The sequence below is a fragment of the Victivallis lenta genome (assembly GCF_009695545.1).
Classification (GTDB): domain Bacteria; phylum Verrucomicrobiota; class Lentisphaeria; order Victivallales; family Victivallaceae; genus Victivallis; species Victivallis lenta.
In genome coordinates, this window is record NZ_VUNS01000018.1 from 48,654 (window position 1) to 69,684 (window position 21,031).

At 62.7% G+C, this 21,031-nt stretch carries 16 protein-coding genes; 11 read left to right on the top strand and 5 right to left on the bottom strand.

From position 1 onward, the window contains the following. Positions 1-106: 106 nt before the first annotated feature. Complete coding sequence (locus tag FYJ85_RS15160) at positions 107-520, bottom strand: hypothetical protein (RefSeq protein WP_106053415.1); 414 nt, start codon at positions 518-520, stop codon at positions 107-109. A gap of 329 nt (positions 521-849) precedes the next feature. On the opposite strand from FYJ85_RS15160, the gene FYJ85_RS15165 reads away from it, so the two are divergent. After that, on the top strand, positions 850-1,947 hold the full coding sequence (locus FYJ85_RS15165) for an RNA ligase RtcB family protein (protein WP_206213222.1): 1,098 nt from the start codon (positions 850-852) through the stop codon (positions 1,945-1,947). A gap of 3 nt (positions 1,948-1,950) precedes the next feature. Beyond that, positions 1,951-2,607, top strand: coding sequence for a peptide chain release factor H (gene prfH / locus FYJ85_RS15170; RefSeq protein WP_106053414.1), 657 nt, complete (start codon positions 1,951-1,953; stop codon positions 2,605-2,607). A gap of 87 nt (positions 2,608-2,694) precedes the next feature. Here the strand turns inward: prfH and FYJ85_RS15175 are convergent, their stop codons facing one another. After that, the gene (locus FYJ85_RS15175; RefSeq protein WP_158703979.1) at positions 2,695-4,050 is read right to left on the bottom strand and encodes a family 4 glycosyl hydrolase; all 1,356 of its coding nucleotides are present in this window, start codon (positions 4,048-4,050) and stop codon (positions 2,695-2,697) included. A gap of 109 nt (positions 4,051-4,159) precedes the next feature. Between FYJ85_RS15175 and FYJ85_RS15180 the strand changes: the two genes are divergently transcribed. After that, positions 4,160-5,005 carry a helix-turn-helix domain-containing protein gene (locus tag FYJ85_RS15180; protein WP_206213223.1) on the top strand — a complete coding sequence of 282 codons (846 nt, stop codon included), beginning with the start codon at positions 4,160-4,162 and terminating at the stop codon, positions 5,003-5,005. A gap of 29 nt (positions 5,006-5,034) precedes the next feature. On the opposite strand, the gene FYJ85_RS15185 is transcribed toward FYJ85_RS15180, so the two are convergent. The 3 genes from FYJ85_RS15185 to FYJ85_RS15195 form a co-directional block, all read right to left on the bottom strand. Beyond that, positions 5,035-6,864, bottom strand: a complete 1,830-nt coding sequence (locus FYJ85_RS15185) for a glycoside hydrolase family protein (protein WP_206213224.1) — start codon at positions 6,862-6,864, stop codon at positions 5,035-5,037. A gap of 97 nt (positions 6,865-6,961) precedes the next feature. Continuing rightward, a complete protein-coding gene (locus tag FYJ85_RS15190; protein WP_154419396.1) occupies positions 6,962-7,729 on the bottom strand; it encodes a type II secretion system protein in 768 nt (255 codons plus the stop codon). A 506-nt stretch (positions 7,730-8,235) separates the two neighbouring features. Beyond that, a complete protein-coding gene (locus FYJ85_RS15195; RefSeq protein ID WP_154419397.1) occupies positions 8,236-9,321 on the bottom strand; it encodes a LacI family DNA-binding transcriptional regulator in 1,086 nt (361 codons plus the stop codon). 333 nt (positions 9,322-9,654) lie between these two features. Between FYJ85_RS15195 and FYJ85_RS15200 the strand changes: the two genes are divergently transcribed. The 8 genes from FYJ85_RS15200 (at position 9,655) to FYJ85_RS15235 (ending at position 21,025) form a co-directional block, all read left to right on the top strand. Next, the gene (locus FYJ85_RS15200) at positions 9,655-10,752 is read left to right on the top strand and encodes a hypothetical protein (protein ID WP_154419398.1); all 1,098 of its coding nucleotides are present in this window, start codon (positions 9,655-9,657) and stop codon (positions 10,750-10,752) included. Between the two features lie 93 nt (positions 10,753-10,845). Beyond that, positions 10,846-12,882 carry a glycosyltransferase family 39 protein gene (locus FYJ85_RS15205; RefSeq protein WP_154419399.1) on the top strand — a complete coding sequence of 679 codons (2,037 nt, stop codon included), beginning with the start codon at positions 10,846-10,848 and terminating at the stop codon, positions 12,880-12,882. Further along, positions 12,879-15,059 (top strand): SF1B family DNA helicase RecD2, encoded by a 2,181-nt coding sequence (recD2, locus tag FYJ85_RS15210; protein ID WP_206213225.1) that lies wholly within the window; start codon positions 12,879-12,881, stop codon positions 15,057-15,059. The genes FYJ85_RS15205 and recD2 overlap by 4 nt, the downstream gene beginning before the upstream one ends. Positions 15,060-15,180: 121 nt before the next feature. After that, entirely contained in the window at positions 15,181-15,534 is a 354-nt protein-coding gene (locus tag FYJ85_RS15215) for a hypothetical protein (protein ID WP_106053405.1), read from the top strand. A gap of 147 nt (positions 15,535-15,681) precedes the next feature. Beyond that, positions 15,682-18,483 carry an alpha-L-rhamnosidase-related protein gene (locus FYJ85_RS15220; RefSeq protein WP_154419401.1) on the top strand — a complete coding sequence of 934 codons (2,802 nt, stop codon included), beginning with the start codon at positions 15,682-15,684 and terminating at the stop codon, positions 18,481-18,483. 5 nt (positions 18,484-18,488) lie between these two features. Beyond that, a complete protein-coding gene (locus tag FYJ85_RS15225) occupies positions 18,489-19,016 on the top strand; it encodes a metal-dependent hydrolase (RefSeq protein ID WP_106053403.1) in 528 nt (175 codons plus the stop codon). A gap of 61 nt (positions 19,017-19,077) precedes the next feature. After that, complete coding sequence (locus FYJ85_RS15230; protein WP_158703975.1) at positions 19,078-19,653, top strand: nitroreductase family protein; 576 nt, start codon at positions 19,078-19,080, stop codon at positions 19,651-19,653. A 127-nt stretch (positions 19,654-19,780) separates the two neighbouring features. Next, complete coding sequence (locus tag FYJ85_RS15235; RefSeq protein WP_158703974.1) at positions 19,781-21,025, top strand: MFS transporter; 1,245 nt, start codon at positions 19,781-19,783, stop codon at positions 21,023-21,025. The last annotated feature ends 6 nt before the right edge of the window (positions 21,026-21,031 follow it).

Consider the following 21,031-nt stretch of genomic DNA (forward strand, 5'->3'; position numbering starts at 1 on the left):
ACATATCGGAAGCGGAATGTCAATAGTGAAAACCGAAATTAATCGGATTTTTCGGAAGATTTGCGGAAAATATTAGAAAACAGTTTGCTGAAGTCGGAAAAAACGTTTATTTCCCGGCTCCGGCATAACGGTAGTAACATAGAAAGAGAATGGCGAGCAGAATCAGGAACAGAAGCATGAAGCAGAAATAACAGATCATTGCGGCGAGTTTCTGGCCGGGCGTGACTTCGAGCCCGAGCCGGGCCTGCACAATTCCGGTCAGGTTCGGCAGCAGGACGAATGCAGTCGGCACCAGGATCAGCGGAATGGCGGCGAGCAGGAAAAGACCGGCCCCGGCCGTCGAGACGAAGGTCAGGATGAGCGCGAACAGGAACAGAGAGACGAAGCACCCCGGTGCGGCGACTTTCATGCCCGTCGTGGCGGCGCATCCGGAGCGGCGCAGGCGCGGCACGCCGAAGAAAACTCCGGTGACGGCCGCCAGCGCGAGCAGCACCGACAGGATGAAGGGGTCCTGAAACATCGAATTCCTCCGTATTGACAGGCGTTTCTCTTTATGACGATCATATAATATCGGCTTGAAAACGGAAATAATCAACCTCCTCCGCCGAAATCCGTTTGCATTTTTTCCGACAGCGGGATATTTTAGAAAAGATGCAGCACTTCAACTCATGGAGGTGACTTATGAACCGCACAACCGCAAAACTTGTTCCGGCTTTCGCCGGCTGATTCCGGCACGCTTCTCCTGCGGTCTTTCTCTCGAAAACATTCCGTGGATTCGTGTGCCCGGATTCCGGCCGTCCGGGCCTTATTTTCTCTTTGTTCATAATCATGTTTTCGGGGAATTCTGTTTTGAATACACAGGACAAGATCCATTTTTACCATTCCGCCTCCACCTGGATGGAAGGGCGGGCGGTCGAACAGCTCAAACAAACGGCGGCGCTGCCCGGAGTAACCGCCGCCGCCGGGATGCCGGATTTGCACCCGGGGCTTTCAGCCCCGGTCGGTGCTGCCGTGCAGACGGAAAAAATCATCTATCCCGAGCTCGTCGGCGGCGATGCGGGCTGCGGCATGGCGTTCTTCCGCACCACGGTTCCGGCCGGAAAATTCAAAGCCGCCCGGCTTGAACGGCGGCTGCTTTCCGGAGGAATTCCGGTGCCGGAAGCCGATTTTCCGGCGGAGTGGCCGGACTGGCTGCGCCGCGAGCTCGGCACGCTCGGTCACGGCAACCATTTCGCGGAGCTGCAGGAGCTCGCCGGAATCCGGCTTCCGGACCGGGCGCGGGAGCTCGGGCTCAACCGGCGGAACCTCTGGCTGCTGGTCCACTCCGGCAGCCGCGGTCACGGCCCCGCGCTCCTCGAACGTACGCCGAAGGGCGGACTTGATCCGGAGTCGGAGGCGGGGAAACGCTATCTCGAGCGTCACAACCGTCTGCTGGCGTGGGCGAAGCGGAGCCGCCGCCTCGCCGCGGAAGGGTTTCTTTCGCTGGCCGGCGCCGAGGGCGAATGCGTTTCGGACAACTGCCATAATTCGGTTGCTCCCGACCCTTTCGCCGCCGGCCGGTGGATTCACCGCAAGGGCGCGGCTTCGACGGAGTCCGGTCTGCCGTTCGTGATCGCCGGCTCGCGCGGCACGCCGAGTTATCTGGTTGAACCCTGCGGGGAGCAGGCGGACAATCTCTGGTCTTGCGCCCACGGCGCCGGGCGCAAGTGGAACCGTTCCGGCGCGCGTTCCCGGCTTGAAAACCGGTATGATGCGGAGGCCCTGCGCCGCACGAAGCTCGGCGGTATCGTCGTCTGCCGCGACCGTGCGCTGTTGTTCGAGGAGGCGCCGGAGGCTTATAAGAACGTCGACACGGTCGTCGCCGATCTCGAAGCCGCCGGGATTGTCCGGGTCATTGCCGCCTTCACGCCGGTGCTGACTTACAAAAGTCCGGCCGGAAGGGAGTGAGCCATGAAACGCATTTTTCTTGAAATCTCTTCCGGACAGGGACCGGAGGAGTGCCGTCTCCTGACCGCGAAGCTGGCACGGTTTCTTTCCGGCCGCCTGATGGCGGCGGGGGTCTCCGTCTGCCCGGTCGACCTCTGCGGTGACTGGGAACGCGATTCGCTGCGGTCGGTTCTTTTCGAAGTGGGGGGCAAGGAGGCCGGAGCCATGACCGCGCTGCTCTGCGGCACGGTTCTCTGGGTCTCCGCCAGTCCGTTCCGGCCGCACCACAAGCGGCGGAACTGGTTCGCCGGCATCCGCCGGTTCGAGGCCGATCCGGTGCTCGCGTTCCGGCCCGAGGATGTCGAGGTCACGGTTTCGCGCTCGAGCGGGCCGGGCGGTCAGCATGTGAACACGGCGGATACGCGGGTTCAGGCGCTGCACCGTCCGACCGGGCTGCGCACAACGGCGTGCGAAGAGCGTTCGCAGCTTCAGAACCGGCGGCTTGCGCTTGCGCGGCTCGCCGCGAAGCTCGCGGAGCGGAACGCCGCGTCGCTGGCCGGGCTCGAAGCCGAGGCCTGGCGCGGACACCGCGAACTTGAGCGCGGAAATCCGGCTTTCGTGATCCGCGGCCGGGAGCTCTGGGATCTCGAGCGGTTCGGGGAGACGGTCTTTTTCCGGTGACTCCCGTTCGTTTCACCGGGTGCGGCGGCCGGAGGAGGCGCTTTGTTCTCCTCCGGTTTTTCCGCGACGTTTCAGGCGGCCGGGGCGTTATCTGGAAAAACGCGGGTCGATGACGTCGGCCAGCGCGTCGAAGAGTTCGTCGGTCATCGACCGGATCTCGTCGAGTCCGAGCTTGCTCTGCGTATTCGGGTCGGCGGCGATGGCGTGGAAAATTGCGCGCCGGTCGCCGTCGAGCGCGCCTTGCGCGCCGAGGATCTGGGCGCCGACCATGCCGCGGTCGATTGCGGCGAGCTGTTCGGGGAAATCTTCGATTCTGCCGGGGACGATGCCGCCGCCGTCCACGAGACACGGCACTTCGACGCAGCATTCCGGCGGCAGCGTCGCGATGAGTCCGCGGTTCATGACGTTCAGATTTGCGGCGAGCGGCCGGTTTTTCTCGATGGCCGCGATGATCTGGACGCCGTACTCGACGCTTGACGCGAGGTCGATCTCGCGGCTCCCGTCCAGATATCCGGCAATCTGTTTTTCGTTGCGGATCTGGAGTCCGCGGCAGATCTGCACCGATGCGCCGGAGACGCCGGCGCTCATTGAATTCCAGTCGATGCCGTTTTCGTCCACCTCCGGGAAATCGTTGCGGCAGAAGCGGTCGATCAGGTCCTGTCGTTTGCGGAAGTACGGCAGGTATTCGCTGTTGTGTCCGCTGCTCTCGGTCGGGAAGTAGCCGAAGTGGCGCAGAATCTCGAAGCGGACTTTCTCCTTTTTGTAGATTTCCGGCCGGTCGAGGCAGGCGCGGAGTTTCGGATAGAGGTCCTGCCCGTCCGCCTCGAGTTTCAGCAGAAACGCCATATGGTTGACGCCGGCGGCAAGGAAGCGGAGTTTTTCGTACGGCGTTCCGGTCCACTCCGCAATCTGCCGCGAAGTGTGCTGCACGCTGTGGCAGAGCCCGGCGACCCTGACGGTCCGGGCGCGCCTGGAGAGCGCGATGGTGTTCATCGACATCGGGTTCACGTAGTTCAGCAGATATGCGCCGGGACACTCCTGCTCCATGACCTCGAGAACTTCAAAGAGATCCTTCAACGTGCGCAGTCCGCGAAAAATTCCGCCGGGGCCGAGCGTGTCGGAGACGACCTGGTCGACGCCGTATTTCATCGGGATTTCATACTCGAGTTCCTGGTGCCGGATCGTCCCGGAGCGGAAGATCGTGATGACGTAGTTCGCGCCGTTCAGCGCTTCGCGGAGGTCGGTCGTGGCGTGCGGGGTGAAGCGGATGCCGAGCTTTGCCGCGATGAGCCCGGCGACGGCGACCGCGTTGGCCAGCCGCCCGGCATCGATATCCATCAGCGTGACCTCGTGCGTCCGCAGCTCCGGGTCGGTCAGGATATCCTTGAGAAAATTTTGGGCGAAGATGACGCCGCCCGCGCCGACCAGTACGATTTTCGACATGAAAGCCTCCATGAATTGCATTTTTGCGTCTCGATGCCTATATTATACCGGTGAATGCGCCGGAAGGCAATTGGATTGTTGGTGCAGTTACGGTACTTTGGGGGCAGATGTGAGAATTCGTAACGAAGAGTCGGAAATATTGGTCGTCCACCGGCCGAATCCGCAGCAGCTGCCGAATGTCGCGCTGCCGTTCTATCCGCGTTCGGTCGGCCATTTCAAAATCCGCGGGGGGGAACGGGAGTTCGTTCCGGCCGGCGAGAAGCCGTTCGTCCAGCTGTTCTGGACGGTTCGCGGGGAGGGGCGCAGCCGCATTGCGGGAGAAACGGTTCCGGTCCGTCCCGGCGACGTCTTTTATCATCTGCCGTTCGAGCCGCATGACCATGAAGCCGGGCCGGAGGGGTGGGAGTACCGCTGGATCGCCTTCGACGGCCCGCTTGCCGGCGAATATATGCGCGGTTACGGATTTTCGCCGCACTGCACCCCGTCCGGCAGCTGCCCGCATGACCTGTTCATCCGCTTCGGGCTCCTGATGCAGGAGATGACGCCGTTCTGCTGGCGCGAAATGGTCTCGGTGATCGGCGCGATCCTGGCCCGGGTCGGCGGCGACGGCGACGGTTCGCGCGAGTCGGAGCTGACGGCGCGGATTATCCGGCTCTGCCGCGAGAACTTTTCCGATCCGGATTTGAATGTGAACGCGATTGCGGACGAGCTCGGGCTCAGCCGTTCGACCGTCCGCCGCGTGTTCAAAGCGAAGATGGAGCTGACGCCCTCCGAGTATCTGGCGAATTTGCGTCTGCAGCACGCGCTTTCGCTGCTGCAGCAGACGCGCCTGCCGCTGGCCGAGGTGGCGCGCCGCTCCGGAATTCCCGAAGTCAGTTATTTCTGCCGGTTCATCCGGCGCTGCATCGGGGAGAGTCCGGAGCGCTTCCGGCGCGGCACCCGGTTCCGTCCCTGACGCCCCGGCCGGGAGGAACCGGCACGGCGTCAGAGTGCCGTGAAGGAGACCTTCGTTCCGGCTTCGACAGCTTTCCCGGCGTATTCGAACCGGTGCGGTTCCCCGGTCGACCAGGCGGCGAGCACTCTGCCGCCTTCGGCCCGGTCGAAGAGGAGCGCCTGAACGTGCTCCGGCACGCCTTCGACCCGTCCGGCGAATTTCGGAGCGCGCCCGAGCGCGGCGGTCATCGCCCGGTAGGCGAAGTAGGCCGGCTTCGGTTCGTAATTCCAGCGGACGATGCCGAAGTTGTTCTCCCGTTCGGCCGGGCTTTCGCCGTCGCTGTGGAAGTCGTAAAAGTAGAGCCGGTCGATGCCGTTCGCAAGATACGAGAGGTAGAGCGTCTGGAGCAGCTCCGCCTGTTCCTGCTCGGTGAAGCCGCCGGCGAACTGCATCGTGCAGCCGAGGATCGCGCCTTTGCGGTCGCGGAAGGTATAGAGCGCCATGCCTTCTCCGGCCGGTTCGCCTTTGCCGTCGAGCGCCTCGACCAGCGGTACGCAGGCGTCGCCCTCCTTCATGTTCGCGGCGGTCAGGAAACGGGTGGTGTAGACGTTTCTGAAATCATTGATTCCCGCCTCTTTTCCCGCTCCGGTCGTCCGGGTCCGCAGGGTGAACTTCGGAATTCCCGGCTTCGTCCACCACGCCTGGAAGCCGATTCCGAAAAGGGAGTGCAGTTCGTCCGCCGCGCCGCGCGTCGACCAGTTTCCCTGCCGGTTGCGGTAGCGGAGGTTGTACATCGGAACCTCCCCGAACGCGAGCAGGATTCCGCCTTTCTTCACATATTCGAGCATCGGCTTTTTGTAGGCTTCTTCGACGGTCGTATGTTCGCAGCCGAGGAAAACCGGCAGTTTCGCCGGGTCGGCTTCGGCGAGTTCGTCCGGAGTGACCGGCACAAGCTTCGCTCCCGGCAGCCAGGCGCGGGTGTCGCTGAAATCGCGGTCCGGGAACTCCTGCGACACCGGGGCGCCGACGACGAGGTTTTCCGGCAGCGCTCGGCCGATTTTCCCGGCCGCATATCCGATCGCTTTCCTGAATACGTCCGGCTGCTGAGCGATGAGGCTGCTGCGGTGAGTGGCGCCGCCGCACTCGGTGATCCAGAGCGGTTTCGCGGCGTCGCCGTTGTCGGCCATGATCTGTTTGAATTCGGCCATGCGCTTCTGCTGGAACGAACTCTGGTCGGGGCCGTAGCCGTACGGATGGACTGCGATCAGGTCGAAGAATCCTTTCGCCCCGGCGGCGTACATGTCGCGCAGATAGCCCGTGTTCCAGCCGCAGAGTCCGCCGACGACCACGATATTTTCGGGATCAGCCGCCTTCAGCTCCTCATAGGCGATTTTGAGCAGCGGGACGTATTGCGAGGCATTCGGGTTCGGCTTCCAGAAGCCTCCGTCCTGCTCGTTCCAGATTTCCCAGACTTTGAGCCTGCCTTTGTAGTGTTCAGCGCAGGCGCGGACGAATTTCCGCCACTCCTCCGGATGCTTGTAAAGCGGCACGGCGTCGGGACGGCTCTTTTCGATCTCCCAGTCATAGCCTTCGAGAATCGGCAGAAAGTGCATTCCGTATTCGTCGAGCCTGGCAAGCAGTTCATCATACCGGCGGAAATCGTATTCGCCTTTCTTGCGGGCGATGCCCGAGAATTTCATGTCGTGGCGCAGCGAAGTCATCCCGGCTTCGCGCATCATGCCGAGCTGTCTGTCGATGTTCTTCCACTCCATTTCGGAGTGCGGATGGGCGGCGATTCCCCAGGGGGAGTCGCCGGCGCGGAGGGCGGGAAGTGCAAGGGCGGCGGCCAGGACGGCGGCCGCCAGTTTGATCCTGTTCATGCAATGGTTCCTGGAGTTACGGTGAATGGGCATACGATCCCGGGCCCGGCAGAGGCCGGGCCTGCGGAAGACGGATGGAACGGGGAGACGCGCCGGATTACATCATGCGCCGCTCGAGCTGCTTCGTGATGACCTTTCTGACCTGCATGACGCCGTTGCGGAGTTCGGACGAATTCCTGCGGGCCGTGTGGCCGTCGATGAAGGAGACGTTTGCCGAGTCGTGATGGCCGAGCCAGATGCCGGAATCGGTTCCGCCGGACGGCACGCCGACGCCGTTGCTGATGTGGCTGTACTGATTGATGCCGCGCGGCACCTTGAAATAGTCGCCGCTGCCGTACTGGGCGGTGTCGGCATAGACGTGCAGCTCGCTCGGCCGCCGGACCTTGTTGACCATATAGAACACGTTCGCCGAGTTGATCATGTTCATATATGCGCCGGTCTTGTCGGTGTTGTTCGTGTAGCTGGTATCCCAGACGCCCATGTACATGCCGTTGGTCTGCCAGCCGTCGAACTGCTTCGAGTCGGCGCCGATATGGAACGGGCAGACGAGCACCTGCTTGCTGCCGGGGGAGATGTAGCTGGCGAATTTGGAATCCGGCGTGTAGTCCCAGTTCGGGGCCGCGTTCAGCTTGACGCCCAGAAGCACGTCCCCGAAGGGGCGTCCCATGGTGTTGACGACCATCCGGCCGTTGTTGTCGCCGGAATACATGAGCTGTGCGGCGATCACCTGCTTGTGGTTGCCGGTGCACTTCGCGTCTTTCGCCCGGTCCCGCGCCGAGTTCAGCGCCGGCAGCAGCATCGAGGCGAGGATCGCGATGATCGCAATCACGACGAGAAGTTCGATCAGGGTAAAAGGCCTGCGCATAATAGAGGGTATGTGAAGCCAGATGGCACAGATGCCCGGCAAAAAAAGCGCGGTATGCGCCGCGCAGCGGATGTGAACGGACTGCACGGTTCGGCGGCAGCCGAAGCGGGCAGCGAGGAGCAGGTGCGACGAAGGTGAACGCAGCGGAGCGAAGGCCCTCTGCCGCAGCCCGCGAAGCGGGCGGTGAAGAGTTGGCCGCCGCAGGCGGACAAGTAAGGAGGACAAAGTCCTCTGCCGCGGGCGGTAAGGGCGCAACCCACGGGAAATGAAAGCCCGGCACAGAGTAAGAAATGGGGGTGCGGGGGAAATGTATTTCCCCCGCGAATCCCGCGACAATGCAGACGAACAAAATAAGAAAAGCAGATAGAACAATTCAGCTGCCGCAGGCAGAAAACTTATTTAACCCAAAGGAGTTGTCATGAAAAACCGGAACAGAAAGCTTCACATACCCTCTATTATGCGCAGAAAAGTACGGCATTGATCTGAATATTGTGGAGAGCCGTCCTTTACTTTCCCGCCTTTCCAAGTTGAGGAACATTGATGTTTTTCACGGTTTTGCCGAAATGAATCTCCGGAGTGATGATATAGTGCGTCGGTGCGTTTTTCACCTGCTCGAAATGCTCTTTGACGAGACGCACCGCATAGTGGGCGACCCGGTCGCGGCGGCTGTTGATCGTCGTGAAGTCAAGTTCGGACTCACGGGAGCTTCGGCCGAGCGTGATGAGGCTGAAATCTTCCGGGATGTCGAGTCCGTACTCGCGCGCCGTCCGGGCGATCTCCTGCGCCGGGAGCTCGGAGAGGACGAACAGCCCTGTGAATCCCGGTTCCGGATTCGCTTCCAGATACCGCCTGAAGAACTCGCCGCTTTTCGTCGGGGAGTGTTCTCCCACCCTGATGTGCGGATTCAGCACTTCGATGTCGAGCCGGTACGCCTCCGCGCATTTCAGGAACCCGGCGATACGCTCCCGGACCAGCGGGACTTCCGGCTCCGAAACCAGAACCGCCAGTTTGCGGTGCCCGTTCATCAGCAGATGCGTCGCGGCCAGCATTCCGCAGAATTCATTGTCGTTGTCGACATACCGGCACCCTTCGACCCGGACCGTTCCGTAAAGAATCACCACGGGAACCGGCTGGGCCATCATCCGGTTCAACTGGTCGGGCGTGATCGGTTCGTGACCGTACGGCATGAACAGAATCGCATCGGCCTTGAGTTCCGGCAGCATCGCGATGCCCGCGGCATTGCTCGGCATATCCACGATGATCTGTTCGAATCCGGCGGCAGAGGTTTCGCGCAGCAGCAGCCCGGGAAACTCCCAGCGGAGATTCGATATTTCAGCCGGGATCAGGCAGGCGATTTTTCCGTAACGCGGCGCATGGCGCACGAAGTAGCCGCGCCGCTCCTGCGCTTCGAGCACGCCCGATTCGCAGAGTCGCTCCATCGCCTGCTTGACCGTGATCTGGCTCACGTTGAACTCGTCCATGATCTGCCGGACCGACAGGAATTTTTCGCCGATGCCGAGCTTCCGGCAGCGTTCTTTCAAGTGCTGCGTCAGCTGATCCGCGCGGCTGAACCTGATATTGTTTTCGACCATAAAGGAATCTGTGCTTCTCTGTGTTTATTTTCAATACAGTATATATTATGACACAATCGGGCGGCAATGTCAATACTGTATTTAAAAAAAATACATATTATTTCCATATGATCCGTTTCTCCCGCGTTTCCGGCATTGCTCTCCTCCGGTTCCGGCCGTATGACAGGAGGCGCTGCGGAGGCGGAAATGCCCGAATCCGGGCAGGAGGAGATCTTTTTCGAATATTTTTTGTCATTTATCCCGGCAAACGGATTGATTTTCCGAAAAGCGGCGTTAAATTTTTCAATGAGAGATTATTTTTCGATTGTATCAGCCAGAATGAAAGGGTGAAAGATGGTCGATCCGGATAAGAACAATCAAGATAACGCGCCGGTCGAGGACAGCGACGATACCAAGACCCGGAAAACCGTGCGTCTGCGGCCGTCGGTGACTCCTGCCGGAATCAATCTGACCCCGCTGCCGAAGGCTCCGCTCACCGATCCGCTGAGCGGCCGCGATACCGATACCGGCAACCTCGAGGTCATGGAAGACACCCAGACCCGCCGCACGGTCAAGCTCAAGCCGATTGCGACGCAGACCGCCGGCCCGTCGATCAAACCGGCGATTCCGATTGTCGGCAGGCCGGCGGGCGACGGCGCCAATACGCAGACCCGCAAAACCATCGTTCTCAAGCCGACTGCGGTTTCGCCTGCGAGCGTCAAGGTCAATGGTCCGGCAGACGCGGCTCCGTCCGACTCCGAAGACACCAAGACCCGGAAAACCGTGCGTCTACGGCCGTCGGCGGTCACCCCGGCCGGCGTGAAGATCGCCGGGGAGGACTCCGAGTCCGACCTCGACAGCAGCGATACGATCAAGATTGCCCGTCCGGCGCGCCCCGGCATGATTCCGCCGAAGGTGCCGGCTCCTGCCGCCCCGGCCGCCGATCCGTCGAAGGCGACCATGGTGCTGCCCGGCCACGGAGCAGAGCAGCAGTCGAAGGATGGAGTTCCTGTTGTGCTGCTGCATACGGTGCCGGCGGCGAGACCGCTGCCGGAGGGGACGGTCGGCCCGGATGTCCCCGGTTTGAAGGGGGCAGGCCACAAACCGGCCGTCAGCGATCATCTGCTGAAATCTGCCGGGAGCACGAATGCTGCCGCGGCGGGCACGAGCGCTGCCGCCGCGGGCAAGGAGGCGAAGCCCGCAGCCGAAAAAGAGATCCAGGTTGCCGCCGTCAAAGAGGTCAAGCCTGCTGCGGAAGCGGAGGCGAAGCCCGCTGTCGAGCCGAAGTTCAAGCCGGCTCCCGCGGCCGGTGCGCCGTCGCGGCTTTACCTGACGCTGGCCGCCGTGAGCCTTGTGCTGATTGCGGTCACTGTGACGCTCACTGCGGTTCAGTATCTGAATTTGTGCCAGCAGCAGAATATCGAACTGCCGTTCCTGTCGCAGTCGAAATAACTCCGCTTTTTTCCGATCCCCCGCCGCAGGCACGGCGGGGGATTTTTTGTCTGCCGGGATTGACTTTCCGGTCAAAACGTGGTACGTTTCATCATGAACATCATGACGGAATTCACGAATATACTGACCGGTGCGATCCTGCCGGCATTTTACCTGCTCTATCAGCTGCCGCTGCTGCTGGCCTCGGGATTGCTGGCCCGGCGGTTCCGGCCGCATAACTGGTTCGAATTCTTCGCCGTCGCCGGATTTTTGTACGTCCTTTTCATGACGGCGGTTCCGGCCATACTCGGGTCTGCCGGGTTGCTGACGGCGGGCAGCGCCTTTGTCGCGGCATGGGTTGCCGGCGCGGCGGTGCTGGCCGTCGAACGCGAACGGCCGCGCCTGAAGCTCCCGCCGCTCAGGCTCTCTCTGCCCGAGCTCGCGCTTCTGGCGCTCCTGTGCGGATTCCTCGGCTACCAGTGGCGCGCCTACGGCTATCTCTCCGCGATCGGCACCGATGCGATGATCTATCACTTGTATTATCCGGCGGTGTGGATCGCCACCGGTACGGTCGAGCGGCTGACGCAGCCCGGTTTCGTGACCTCCAGTTACCCGTGTTATGGAGAACTCATCTACGCCTGGCAGATGGTTTCCGCCGGCACCGATTTCTTCGCCAAAAATTACCAGTTTTTCTTTCTGCTGCTCGGCGTATTCGCGGCGATTTCCGGCGCGCTGGCAGTCGGATTCCGGCGCATGTCCGCCATCGGGGCCGGGCTTTTCGTCGCTTTTACCGGCGTGGTGTTCCGCAACGCGACCGTGGCCAATACCGATATCGTGACCGGAACGTTCCTGCTCATCGGGCTGGTTTTTCTCGTGACCGGCGCGCGGCGGAACCGGCCCGGCTGGTTCCTGCTGGCCGGAGCGGGCTTCGGCATGGCGGCCGGGACCAAATACCTCGGGCTCATGCTCGCGCCGCCCGCGCTGCTGGCGGCAGGGGCCGCCGTCTGGTTTCTGCGTCCGGCCTGCCGCCGCAATCTGCTCTGGTGTATTTCGGCGGCGGCTGTGACGGCATCGCCCTGCTTCATCGCCAACTGGATCGTGGCGGGGAATCCGTTCTTCCCGGCCCGGATCGGCATCGGCGAATGGGTGCTGTTCCCGAACTACCTCGATCTTCACGCTCCGGCGATCGGCTGGAGCCGCCGGGCCTGGGCGTTCTTCGTCAATGCGGACAGCAACAGTCTCCATCTCCCGAATGCGCTGCTGCTTCTCGTTTTTCTCGCGGCGGCGCTGACCGGCTGGATCGGCACGAAGCGTTTCGGCCGCCGGCCGTTCCGGGTGAAGGCCGCCACGGTGCTCGGCGCGATTATTGTCGTGCTGCTCGCAATCCAGCTGCGGGTCTACCCTTCAATGACCCAGCCGAGGCAGATCATTCCGCTGGCCATGCTCGCCGCCGTCTGCGGCGCCGTGCCGCTGGAACGGCTCCGGCGATTCCGGTTCTTCCGCTCCGGCCGGGGGATGGCGGCAGTCATTGCGGCGCTGCTCTATCTGGCTTCGTACCGGCAGCTTCATTACCCGACGCACGGCCTGGCGATGCTGCTCCATTACGCGATCGGAGGGGCGATTCTGTTCGGCTTTTTCCGGAGCCGGAGCCGGATTCTGAGAATTGGAATAGCGGCGGGGACCGCCGTGTTTCTCCTGCTCGACGCCGGATACCGCTTCGGCGCGTCCCAGGCCATCGCCTCCTCCATCCGGAGCCAGTTCGTCTCTCCGGCCAACGAGGAGGTCCGGCAGCTTCTCGACCAGTCGGCAACGCGGCTCGGCCTGCGCATCGCCTACTGCGGCGCCTACTACTACAACTTCATCGGGTCGGAGGGCGGCAACACGCTGCTTTCGATTCCGGTCACCGCTTCCGGCAAGCCGGATCCGTGGGATTACCACAGCTTCGAGGAGATGCGCATTCCGGGCTCCTATGAAACCTGGCTGGAGCGCCTGCGCACGGCCGGGGCCGACTTCCTGCTGGTGGATCTGCGCACCTTCCCGGCGCCGGAGCCGCGCATCGAGCTCGACTGGGCGAACGCCCACCCGGAGGAGTTCATCCGGCGGTTCGATGCGGACGGCCTGACGCTGTTCGAACTGAGGAGGCGGCCGTGAGCGGGCTCGAAGCCCGGGAGCGCGCCGTGCTGCGCGGGGAGATCGCCCGGATCATCTATGAGAACGATGACGGCTCTTTCGCCGTCCTCCGCATCCGCGAAACCGGCAGCCGCGAATATACCGCGCGCGGCGCGCTGGCCGGACTCGCCGCCGGACAGGAGGTCGAACTGGAAGGCTTCTGGGAACAGCATGCCGAATTCGGCCGCCAGTTCAGGGCGGAGAGCTTCCGGATCATCCTGCCGAGCACGCCGGACGGCATCAAACGCTACCTGAGTTCCGGCGCGATTCCCGGCATCGGCAAAAAGACCGCCGGGCTCATCGTGGACCATTTCAAGGAAAAAACGCTCGACATGCTCGACGGCGGCGCATCCTGCCTCGAACAGGTTCCCGGCATCGGCCCCAAGAAAGCCGAAGCCGTCGCCCGGGTCTGGCGGGAGTCGGCTGCGCGGCGCGACAGCTACATCTTCATGCAGGGGCTCGGCATTTCTCCCGCCTTCTGCTCGCGGCTGTTCAAGCGCTATGGCGAAGCCGCGCCGCAGATGGTGCGCACGAACCCGTACCGCCTGGCCGAAGAGGTCGACGGAATCGGCTTCCTGAAGGCGGATGAGATCGCCAGGGCGCTCGGCGTCGCCCGTGATGCCGTGTCGCGGCTGACCGCGGCGGCGGTCTTTACGCTGAACAACATGATTGCGAACGGAAACGTCTGCTGCACGCTCGAGGAGCTCATGGCGGCGACCGCCGACCTGGCCGGCGTGCCGCCCGGAACGGCCCGGCTCGGCATCGAAGCGGCGGTCGAGCGGCGGCTGCTGCGGATCATGGACAACCGGATTTATACGCCGATGCTGGCCCGCGCCGAGCTTGAATTGCCGGAACTCGTCGCCCGGCTCGCCTGCCAGCCGGTTTTCGCGGGGAAAAAGCTGCGTCCGGTCGCCGGGGGGAAGCTGCTGCTGGCCGAGGAGCAGCAGCTGGCGGTCGACCGCGTCAACGAGTCCCCTCTGACGATCATCACCGGCGGTCCCGGCGTCGGCAAGACGACGGTCGTCGGGGAGATCGTCCGGCGCGCCCGCAAGGCCGGGCTCCGGATCGGCATCGCCGCTCCGACCGGGCGTGCCGCCAAGCGGCTCTCCGAATCGACCGGCAGTGCGGCGAAAACGATCCATCGGCTGCTGCAGTTCGACCCGGCCACGAACAAGTTCACCTATGGCGCCGGGGCGCCGCTGCCGTACGATCTCCTGATCGTGGACGAGGTTTCGATGCTCGACCTCCTGCTCGCGCAGGCGCTGTTCCGGGCGATCGAGCCGGGCTGCTCGGTCGTTCTCGTCGGCGACCGCGACCAGCTGCCTTCGGTCGGGCCGGGAACGGTGCTGGAAAGCTTTCTCGCCTCGGGCTGGTTCCGGGTGACGCAGCTTGAGCGGATTTTCCGCCAGGCGGAGGGAAGCCGGATCATCGTGAACGCCCACCGGGTCAACCGCGGCGTCATGCCGGAGAAACCGCAGATGCAGGACGGCGAGCTTGCCGATTTCTACTGGATCGAACAGGACGACCCCGAAAAGGCGCTGGCGATCATCGAGAAGATGGTCGCTGAGCGGATTCCGGCGCGTTTTCCGTTCGATCCGGTCGACGACGTGCAGATTCTGACTCCGATGAACCGCGGCTGCTGCGGCACGGTCACCATCAACGAACGGCTTGAAGCGCTGCTGAATCCGGGCGATAAAATCGCTTTCCGCTTCGGCGAACGCATGTTCAAGCTCGGCGACAAGGTCATGCAGATTGCGAACAACTACGATAAGAGCGTGTTCAACGGCGATATGGGCCGCATCACCCGCATCATGCCGGAGGCGAAGAAATTCACCGTCGTCTTCGACGGGCCGCATTCAGTCGACTACGCGCTTGACGAGGCGGACCAGCTGACGCTCTCCTACGCGGTGACCGTGCACAAGGCGCAGGGCAGCGAATTCCCGGTCGTCGTGCTGCCTTTCCTGACCCAGCATTACATGATGCTGCAGCGGAATCTGCTTTACACCGCCATGACCCGGGCGAAGAAGCTGCTGATTCTGGTCGGCAGCCGCCGGGCGGTCCGGATGGCGGTGGAGAACAGCAGGCTCGAGGCGCGTTCGACGCTGCTGACCGAACGGCTGCGCGAAAAGCTCAGACAGCTCCGGCCCGGCGCACAGTGAAATTTTCCCGCCCGCATCTTGCATTTCCTTTCGACCGGTGATACATTATTTCCCATGAAGAGTTGTGCTTTCCCCATCCCGGGGAGAGAGTTCGAGTCAAACCAACGAGGAGGGTTGTATCATGACGAAACTGATGATTCTGGGCGGTGTCGCGGCATTCGTGCTGCTGACGGTCGGCATTCTGACTTCCCTGCCGGCCCGGGCCGACAACAATGCGAATTCCCAGCTCTATCCGAATGGCCGCTATGCGCTGGTCGAGGGAGAGATCGATGTGGCTCAGCTGCAGCAGGGCGGCCGGAACAGCGAGCAGAAGGTCATGCTCAAGATCGACACGACCACCGGGCAGGTCTGGGTGCTTCAGCTCAGCGTCAACGGGCCGAACGATCCGACGGTCCGTTCCGCGGTCTGGGCGCCGGTCGCCAATGACGGCAGCTTCAACCCGGCCGGGCAGATCCAGGTCGCGCCGTCGTTCTGACCGTCTGGCGGCTTCGATGCGGGGAGAGTTCCGGGAGGCCGGAAGTTTCCCCGCGTTTTTTCTTTACGGAAACGTTTGAAAGTGCGGAAAGAATGCACTATATTGATCAAAATCCTTTTATCACCAACAACCCGCAGGCATGCACCCATGAACATCACCGCATCGTGGATCTGGCCGGCCGACTCCGACGGCCGCGGCTTCAATCTCTGTTCGGTCTTCCGTCGTGATTTCCGTCTCGAATCGGTTCCGGCCTCCGCACGGATTCTGATCACCGCCGACAGCTACTACCGCTTGAAAATCAACGGACAGTGGATCGGGGACGGGCCGGCCCGCGCCTATCCGGAGCATTATCAGTACGACATTTACGACATCAGCTGCTATCTGCGGCCGGGACTCAACCTCGTCGAAGCGACCGTGCGCTACTACGGCTGCGGCACGTTTCACCAGATTCCGCAGCGGGGCGGCTTCCTCGCGCAGATCGAACTCACCGGCCCCGACCAGACCATCGTGACCGACGGTTCCTGGCTCGCGGCCCGCATGCCGCAGTGGGTGGAGAACACGGTCAAGTCGAGCATCCAGCAGGCTCCGCTCGAAATCGTCGACGCCTCGGTCGCGGCCGGATTCGACTGGAAGCCGGCCGCAGTGATCTGCTGCGCCGAAGAGGGGCCCTGGCGCGGACTCCATCCGCGCGACGTGAAGCCGCTGTCGCGCCGCGAATGCCTGTTTCGCCGCTATGTCGGCGGCCACCGGGTTGCGAAAGAGCCGCTGGTCGTCGCGATTCCGGCCGACCGGCTGCTGTTTCCGGGCGACACCACGGTCAACCATTGTAATTCATTTCCGGTGCTGATCGCGTTCACGGTCGAATCGCCGCAGTCGCAGATGGTCCATCTCGGGCTCGAGAACGTGAAGGTCAGCGTCAACGGCCGCAGTGCGCTGAACGGCGAAGTCTCCCTGAAGGCCGGCAGCAATCTGCTGGTCGCGGCTCCGGCGCAGCTTACCGGCCACCGGCCGAACTATGAGATCGCGTTTCCGGCCGATGCCGGAGTGTCGGTCCGCAACTTCTACAACGGCGGCGAGGGGGTCGCTATCGTCGAATTCCCGGAACTCGCCGGGCTTGCCGAGGACATTCCGTATGTGTGGGCCAATGCTCCGGCCGCCGAGCGCGGCGCCGCGTTCAGCCGGATCGTCAATGCGGCGCTCGCGCTCCGGACCGTTGAGGAGTTTCTCGGACAGTATCCGGCCGCCCGGCTGCTCGATCGCGCCGAACTCGCGCTTGATCCGCACTGCGCCTTTCAGTGGCGCGAGCCGTTCCCGCTCGAATCCGGCGATGTGGAGAATCCCGAGGCGCTCATCTACACCGACGGCGACTGCACGACGGTGAATCCGGCTCCGGGTTATGACATTGAGCTCTGTTACGACCTCGGCGAGCAGAACGTCGGCTTCTGGAACTTCGCGCTTTTCGCGCCGGCCGGAACCGTGCTCGACATCGCGGCGCTCGAGTACATGACGCCGGACGGCAGGCTGCAGCACACCGGCAGCAACTACCGCAACCTGATGCGCTATATCTGCCGCGAGGGGTACAACCGTTACAGCAGCATGCGCCGCCGCAGCGGACGCTATCTGTTCCTGACCGTGCGCAACGCGGCGGGACCGGTCCGCATCCAGCTCGCCCGGCTGGTTGAATCGACTTATCCTGTTGTCCGGGAGGGGGAGTTCAACGCGAGCGACTGCCGGCTCAACCGCATCTACGAGATTTCGGCCCGCACCATGAAGCTCTGCATGGAGGACACCTTCACGGACTGCCCCCTTTACGAGCAGACGCTCTGGGTCGGAGACGCCCGCAACGAAGGGTTGTTCGCGATGTCCGTCTTCGGCGCCTACGATCTTGTGCGCCGCTGCATCCGGCTGGCGGGGCAGTCGCTCGAACGTTTCCCGCTGGTCGGCTGCCAGGTGCCGTCCGGCTGGTCGAGCATCATTCCGATCTGGAGCTTCATGTGGGGTATTTCGGTTCAGGAGTACTGTTACGAAACCGGCGACCTCGCCTTCGGCCGCGAGGTCTGGCCGATGGTCTGCAAAAATCTCGAAGGAGCCCGGTCGATGATCGACCCGGAGACCGGACTGCTGAGAACTCTCGCCTGGAACCTTTTCGACTGGAGCAAAACCGATTGCGACCACCCGGTTCTGCTGCAGAACTCGATGTTCCTGGTCGGCGCCCTGACCGCCGCGATCGAGCTCGGCGAATCGCTCGGCGAGCCGGTCGAGGCGTTCCGCGGGCAGCGCGAAGAGCTGAAGCGCGCGATCAACGCGCAGTGGGATGCGCGCAAGCTCGCATGGCCCGACTCGATCCATGCCGACGGCACGGTTTCGGAGGATGCGTCGATGCACACAAGCATGCTCGCACTGCTCTACGACGCCGCGAATCCGGAACACGTCGCCGCCGCGCGAGCCAACACGGTCACACCGCGGGCGGAGCTCATCAGGGTCGCGTCGCCGTTTGCGGCGCTCTATCTTTATGAGGCGTTCGAAAAAATCGGCATGGCGGACGAGATTCTCAAGACGATCTACCGCGACTACCTGCCGATGCTGCGGCTCGGCTCCACCACGGTCTGGGAGACCTTCCCGGCCGCGCTGAACACCGGGGAATTCCCGACCCGCAGCCATTGCCACGGCTGGTCGGCCGCGCCGCTTTATTTCCTGCCGAGGCTCGTGCTCGGCATCCTGCCTGCCGCGCCGGGGGCGATGAAGTTCCGGATCTCTCCGCGGATCACCGGTCTTGAGTTCGCCTCGGGCGCCCGGCCGACCATCCACGGCCGGGTCGAAGCCGGCTGGGAGAGGAAAGGGAATGAACTCTTCATCACGGCCCGGGCTCCGGCCGGAGTGGAGCTCGAATACCTTGAAAACGACACGCACACCGACCTGCAGGTCTATTTCAACGGAAAGCCGGTGTAGTCCGCGTGCATATTCCGACCCACATTCTCTCGGGCTGGATCTGCGGGAATTTCATCCCGTCCTTCGGCCCGCGGGAGCGGTTCTTCTGCATGGTCGCCGCTTCCGCGCCGGATCTGGACGGACTTTCGCTGCTGGGCGGCTGGGAATGCTACTATGACTGGCACCATGTGCTGATGCACAATCTGCCGTTCGCAGTTATTCTCGCCGCGCTGCTTGCCTGTTTTTCACGCCCGAAACTTACGGCGTTCGCCGTCTATTTCGGACTCGTCCACCTGCATTTCGCGCTCGATCTGCTCGGATCGGGCTCCGACTGGGGCGTTGATTACTGGCGTCCGTTCAGCCCGGTCTCCATCCGCTGGAGCGCCGGCTGGGAGTATCTGTCGTGGCAGAATTATCTGGCCGCCTTCGCCTGCATCGCGGCGGCCATCGGGATCATCTACTGGAAAAAGCGGACGATTCTCGAGTACCCGATGCCGAAACTGAATCGTGAACTCGTCGATTTCTTCCTGAAACTCGCGCGGCGGCATGGGTGAAAAACTTGCATTTTGCCGGAAATCGTGCTATTGTCTTCCAGTTAACAGGGAGGATATCCGCATGAAGATGAAGAAGATGTCGTTTCTCGCCGCAATCGTCGCCGCCGGTGGGCTCTCCGCCGCGGACATCGAGCTGCCGAAACCCGAAACGCAGGGCGGCATGCCGCTTCAGGAGGCGTTGCAGTCGCGCCGGACCGGCCGGAGCTTCAGCGACAGGGCGCTGCCGCGCGAGGTCTTGTCGAACCTGCTCTGGTCCGCCATCGGCGTGAATCGCGACGACGGCAGGCGTACCGCTCCGACCGCGCTGAACCGGCAGGAGATCACGCTTTACGTCTGCATTCCGGAAGGGACCTTCCGCTACGATGCCGCGGCCAACAAACTCGTGCAGACTTCTGAAAAGCGCGCCGGAGACGCGCCGCTCATGGTGATCTTCACGGCCGATACGGCCAGACAGCCCGAACGGTTCTGCCATGTGGATTGCGGCTTCGTCGGCCAGAACATCTATCTCTTCTGCGCGTCGCAGAAACTGGCGACCGTATTCCGGGCCAGTTTCAAGGCGGAGGATTACAGGCCGCTGCTCAACCTCGGGGAGAACGAGCAGATTCTCTACGTGCAGGCGGTCGGTTACCCGAAATGACCTCCTGATACCGGACTCCTCCCGCGGCGGGAGGAGTACCGGGGCTTGCTTTTCCGTATTTTTGTGACATATTACAGGAATGCCGATCCGCCGGTGCTGCCGGCATACAACGAAACCGGTGATTCCGATGATATACCGCATCCTCCAGAACCGTGCCAATTCACTCGCCTGCGCCTGGGCGATCAACTCGCTCGCCTACTCGATCGTCTATCCGTTCCTGCCGATCTACCTGCACAGCGAGCGCGGTTATCCGATGGCGACGGTCGGGCTGATCTTCCCGCTGATGGGCGGCTCGATCATCGTTTCTCCGCTGCTGGCCGGATATCTGACCGACCGGATCGGGCGGCAGTTCATGATGCAGTTCGGCCAGACGGCGCGCGCCGCGATGTTCCTGCTGCTGGCAGGCATGGCCTTCTTCCATGCCCCGTTCTGGCTCTTCGCGGCGGCGCTGACGGTCAATGCCGGAATCGGCACCTTCTTCCAGATCGGATCCGACGCCTTTCTGAGCGATATTTCGACGCCCGCCGAACGGCCGCGCATCTTCAGCCGCATCCGGATCGGCACGAACATCGGCTGGGCGCTCGGCCCGATGCTCGGAGCGTTCCTGATGAAAGCGCCGTTCTGGATGCTCTTCATCCTGACCGCCGCGCTCTGTCTTTTCGGCGCCTGGTATACCGGAAAATGCTGCAGCGTGCGCCGCGGCGCGCCTTCCGCTCCGGTTTCCCGTGCGGTTCCGGGGAACTTCACCGTCCGGCGGCTGTTCACCGACAGCCGGCTGACCGGAACGCTCGGCTGCAGCTTCATTCTGTTTCTGCTGACTTCACAGCTCTACTCGGTCATGTCGGTTTACGCGACCGGCGTGGTGGGACTCTCCTCGAACGCGCTCGGACTCATCTATTCGCTGAACGGCGCGGCAATCATCGTTTTTCAGATGCCGATGACCCGGCTGCTCGAGCACTTCCGGCTGAGCTTTCCGGCCCGGCTCGTATTCGGAACCGCCCTTTATACCGCCGGCTATTTTTCCCTCGGATTCGCGCACAATGCCTGGATGATGGCCGCTTCGGTGTTCATCATCACCCTCGGAGAAGCTGCCGTCATGCCGTCGCTCTACTCCGGCGTCAGCAGCCTCGCACCCTCCGGAGGAACCGGGCGCTACATGGCTTCGCTTGAATTGACCCGCGGGGTCGGTTATGCGGCAGGGCCGTATTTCGGCGCCATGCTTTTTCAGGCTTATTCCCCGCAGCCGCTGCTGCTGTGGGGCCTCCTGTCGCTTTTCGGCTGCGGCGCGGCGGCCGGTTACCTGCTGCTCGCCTCCCGCTTCTCCGCCCGCCGCAAAGTCCGCGAAGTTACCCTGAAGGGCAATCGCGATTGACCTTTG

Excerpts from the sequence above, each read along its gene's own strand:
- FYJ85_RS15230 (WP_158703975.1), top strand. The coding sequence starts at position 19,078 with ATGAAGATGAAGAAGATGTCGTTTCTCGCCGCAATCGTCGCCGCCGGT.
- FYJ85_RS15215 (WP_106053405.1), top strand. The coding sequence starts at position 15,181 with ATGACGAAACTGATGATTCTGGGCGGTGTCGCGGCATTCGTGCTGCTG.
- FYJ85_RS15195 (WP_154419397.1), bottom strand. The coding sequence starts at position 9,321 with ATGGTCGAAAACAATATCAGGTTCAGCCGCGCGGATCAGCTGACGCAG.
- FYJ85_RS15205 (WP_154419399.1), top strand. The coding sequence starts at position 10,846 with ATGAACATCATGACGGAATTCACGAATATACTGACCGGTGCGATCCTG.
- FYJ85_RS15175 (WP_158703979.1), bottom strand. The coding sequence starts at position 4,050 with ATGTCGAAAATCGTACTGGTCGGCGCGGGCGGCGTCATCTTCGCCCAA.
- FYJ85_RS15220 (WP_154419401.1), top strand. The coding sequence starts at position 15,682 with ATGAACATCACCGCATCGTGGATCTGGCCGGCCGACTCCGACGGCCGC.
- FYJ85_RS15235 (WP_158703974.1), top strand. The coding sequence starts at position 19,781 with ATGATATACCGCATCCTCCAGAACCGTGCCAATTCACTCGCCTGCGCC.
- FYJ85_RS15160 (WP_106053415.1), bottom strand. The coding sequence starts at position 520 with ATGTTTCAGGACCCCTTCATCCTGTCGGTGCTGCTCGCGCTGGCGGCC.
- FYJ85_RS15190 (WP_154419396.1), bottom strand. The coding sequence starts at position 7,729 with ATGCGCAGGCCTTTTACCCTGATCGAACTTCTCGTCGTGATTGCGATC.
- FYJ85_RS15185 (WP_206213224.1), bottom strand. The coding sequence starts at position 6,864 with ATGAACAGGATCAAACTGGCGGCCGCCGTCCTGGCCGCCGCCCTTGCA.
- prfH (WP_106053414.1), top strand. The coding sequence starts at position 1,951 with ATGAAACGCATTTTTCTTGAAATCTCTTCCGGACAGGGACCGGAGGAG.
- FYJ85_RS15200 (WP_154419398.1), top strand. The coding sequence starts at position 9,655 with ATGGTCGATCCGGATAAGAACAATCAAGATAACGCGCCGGTCGAGGAC.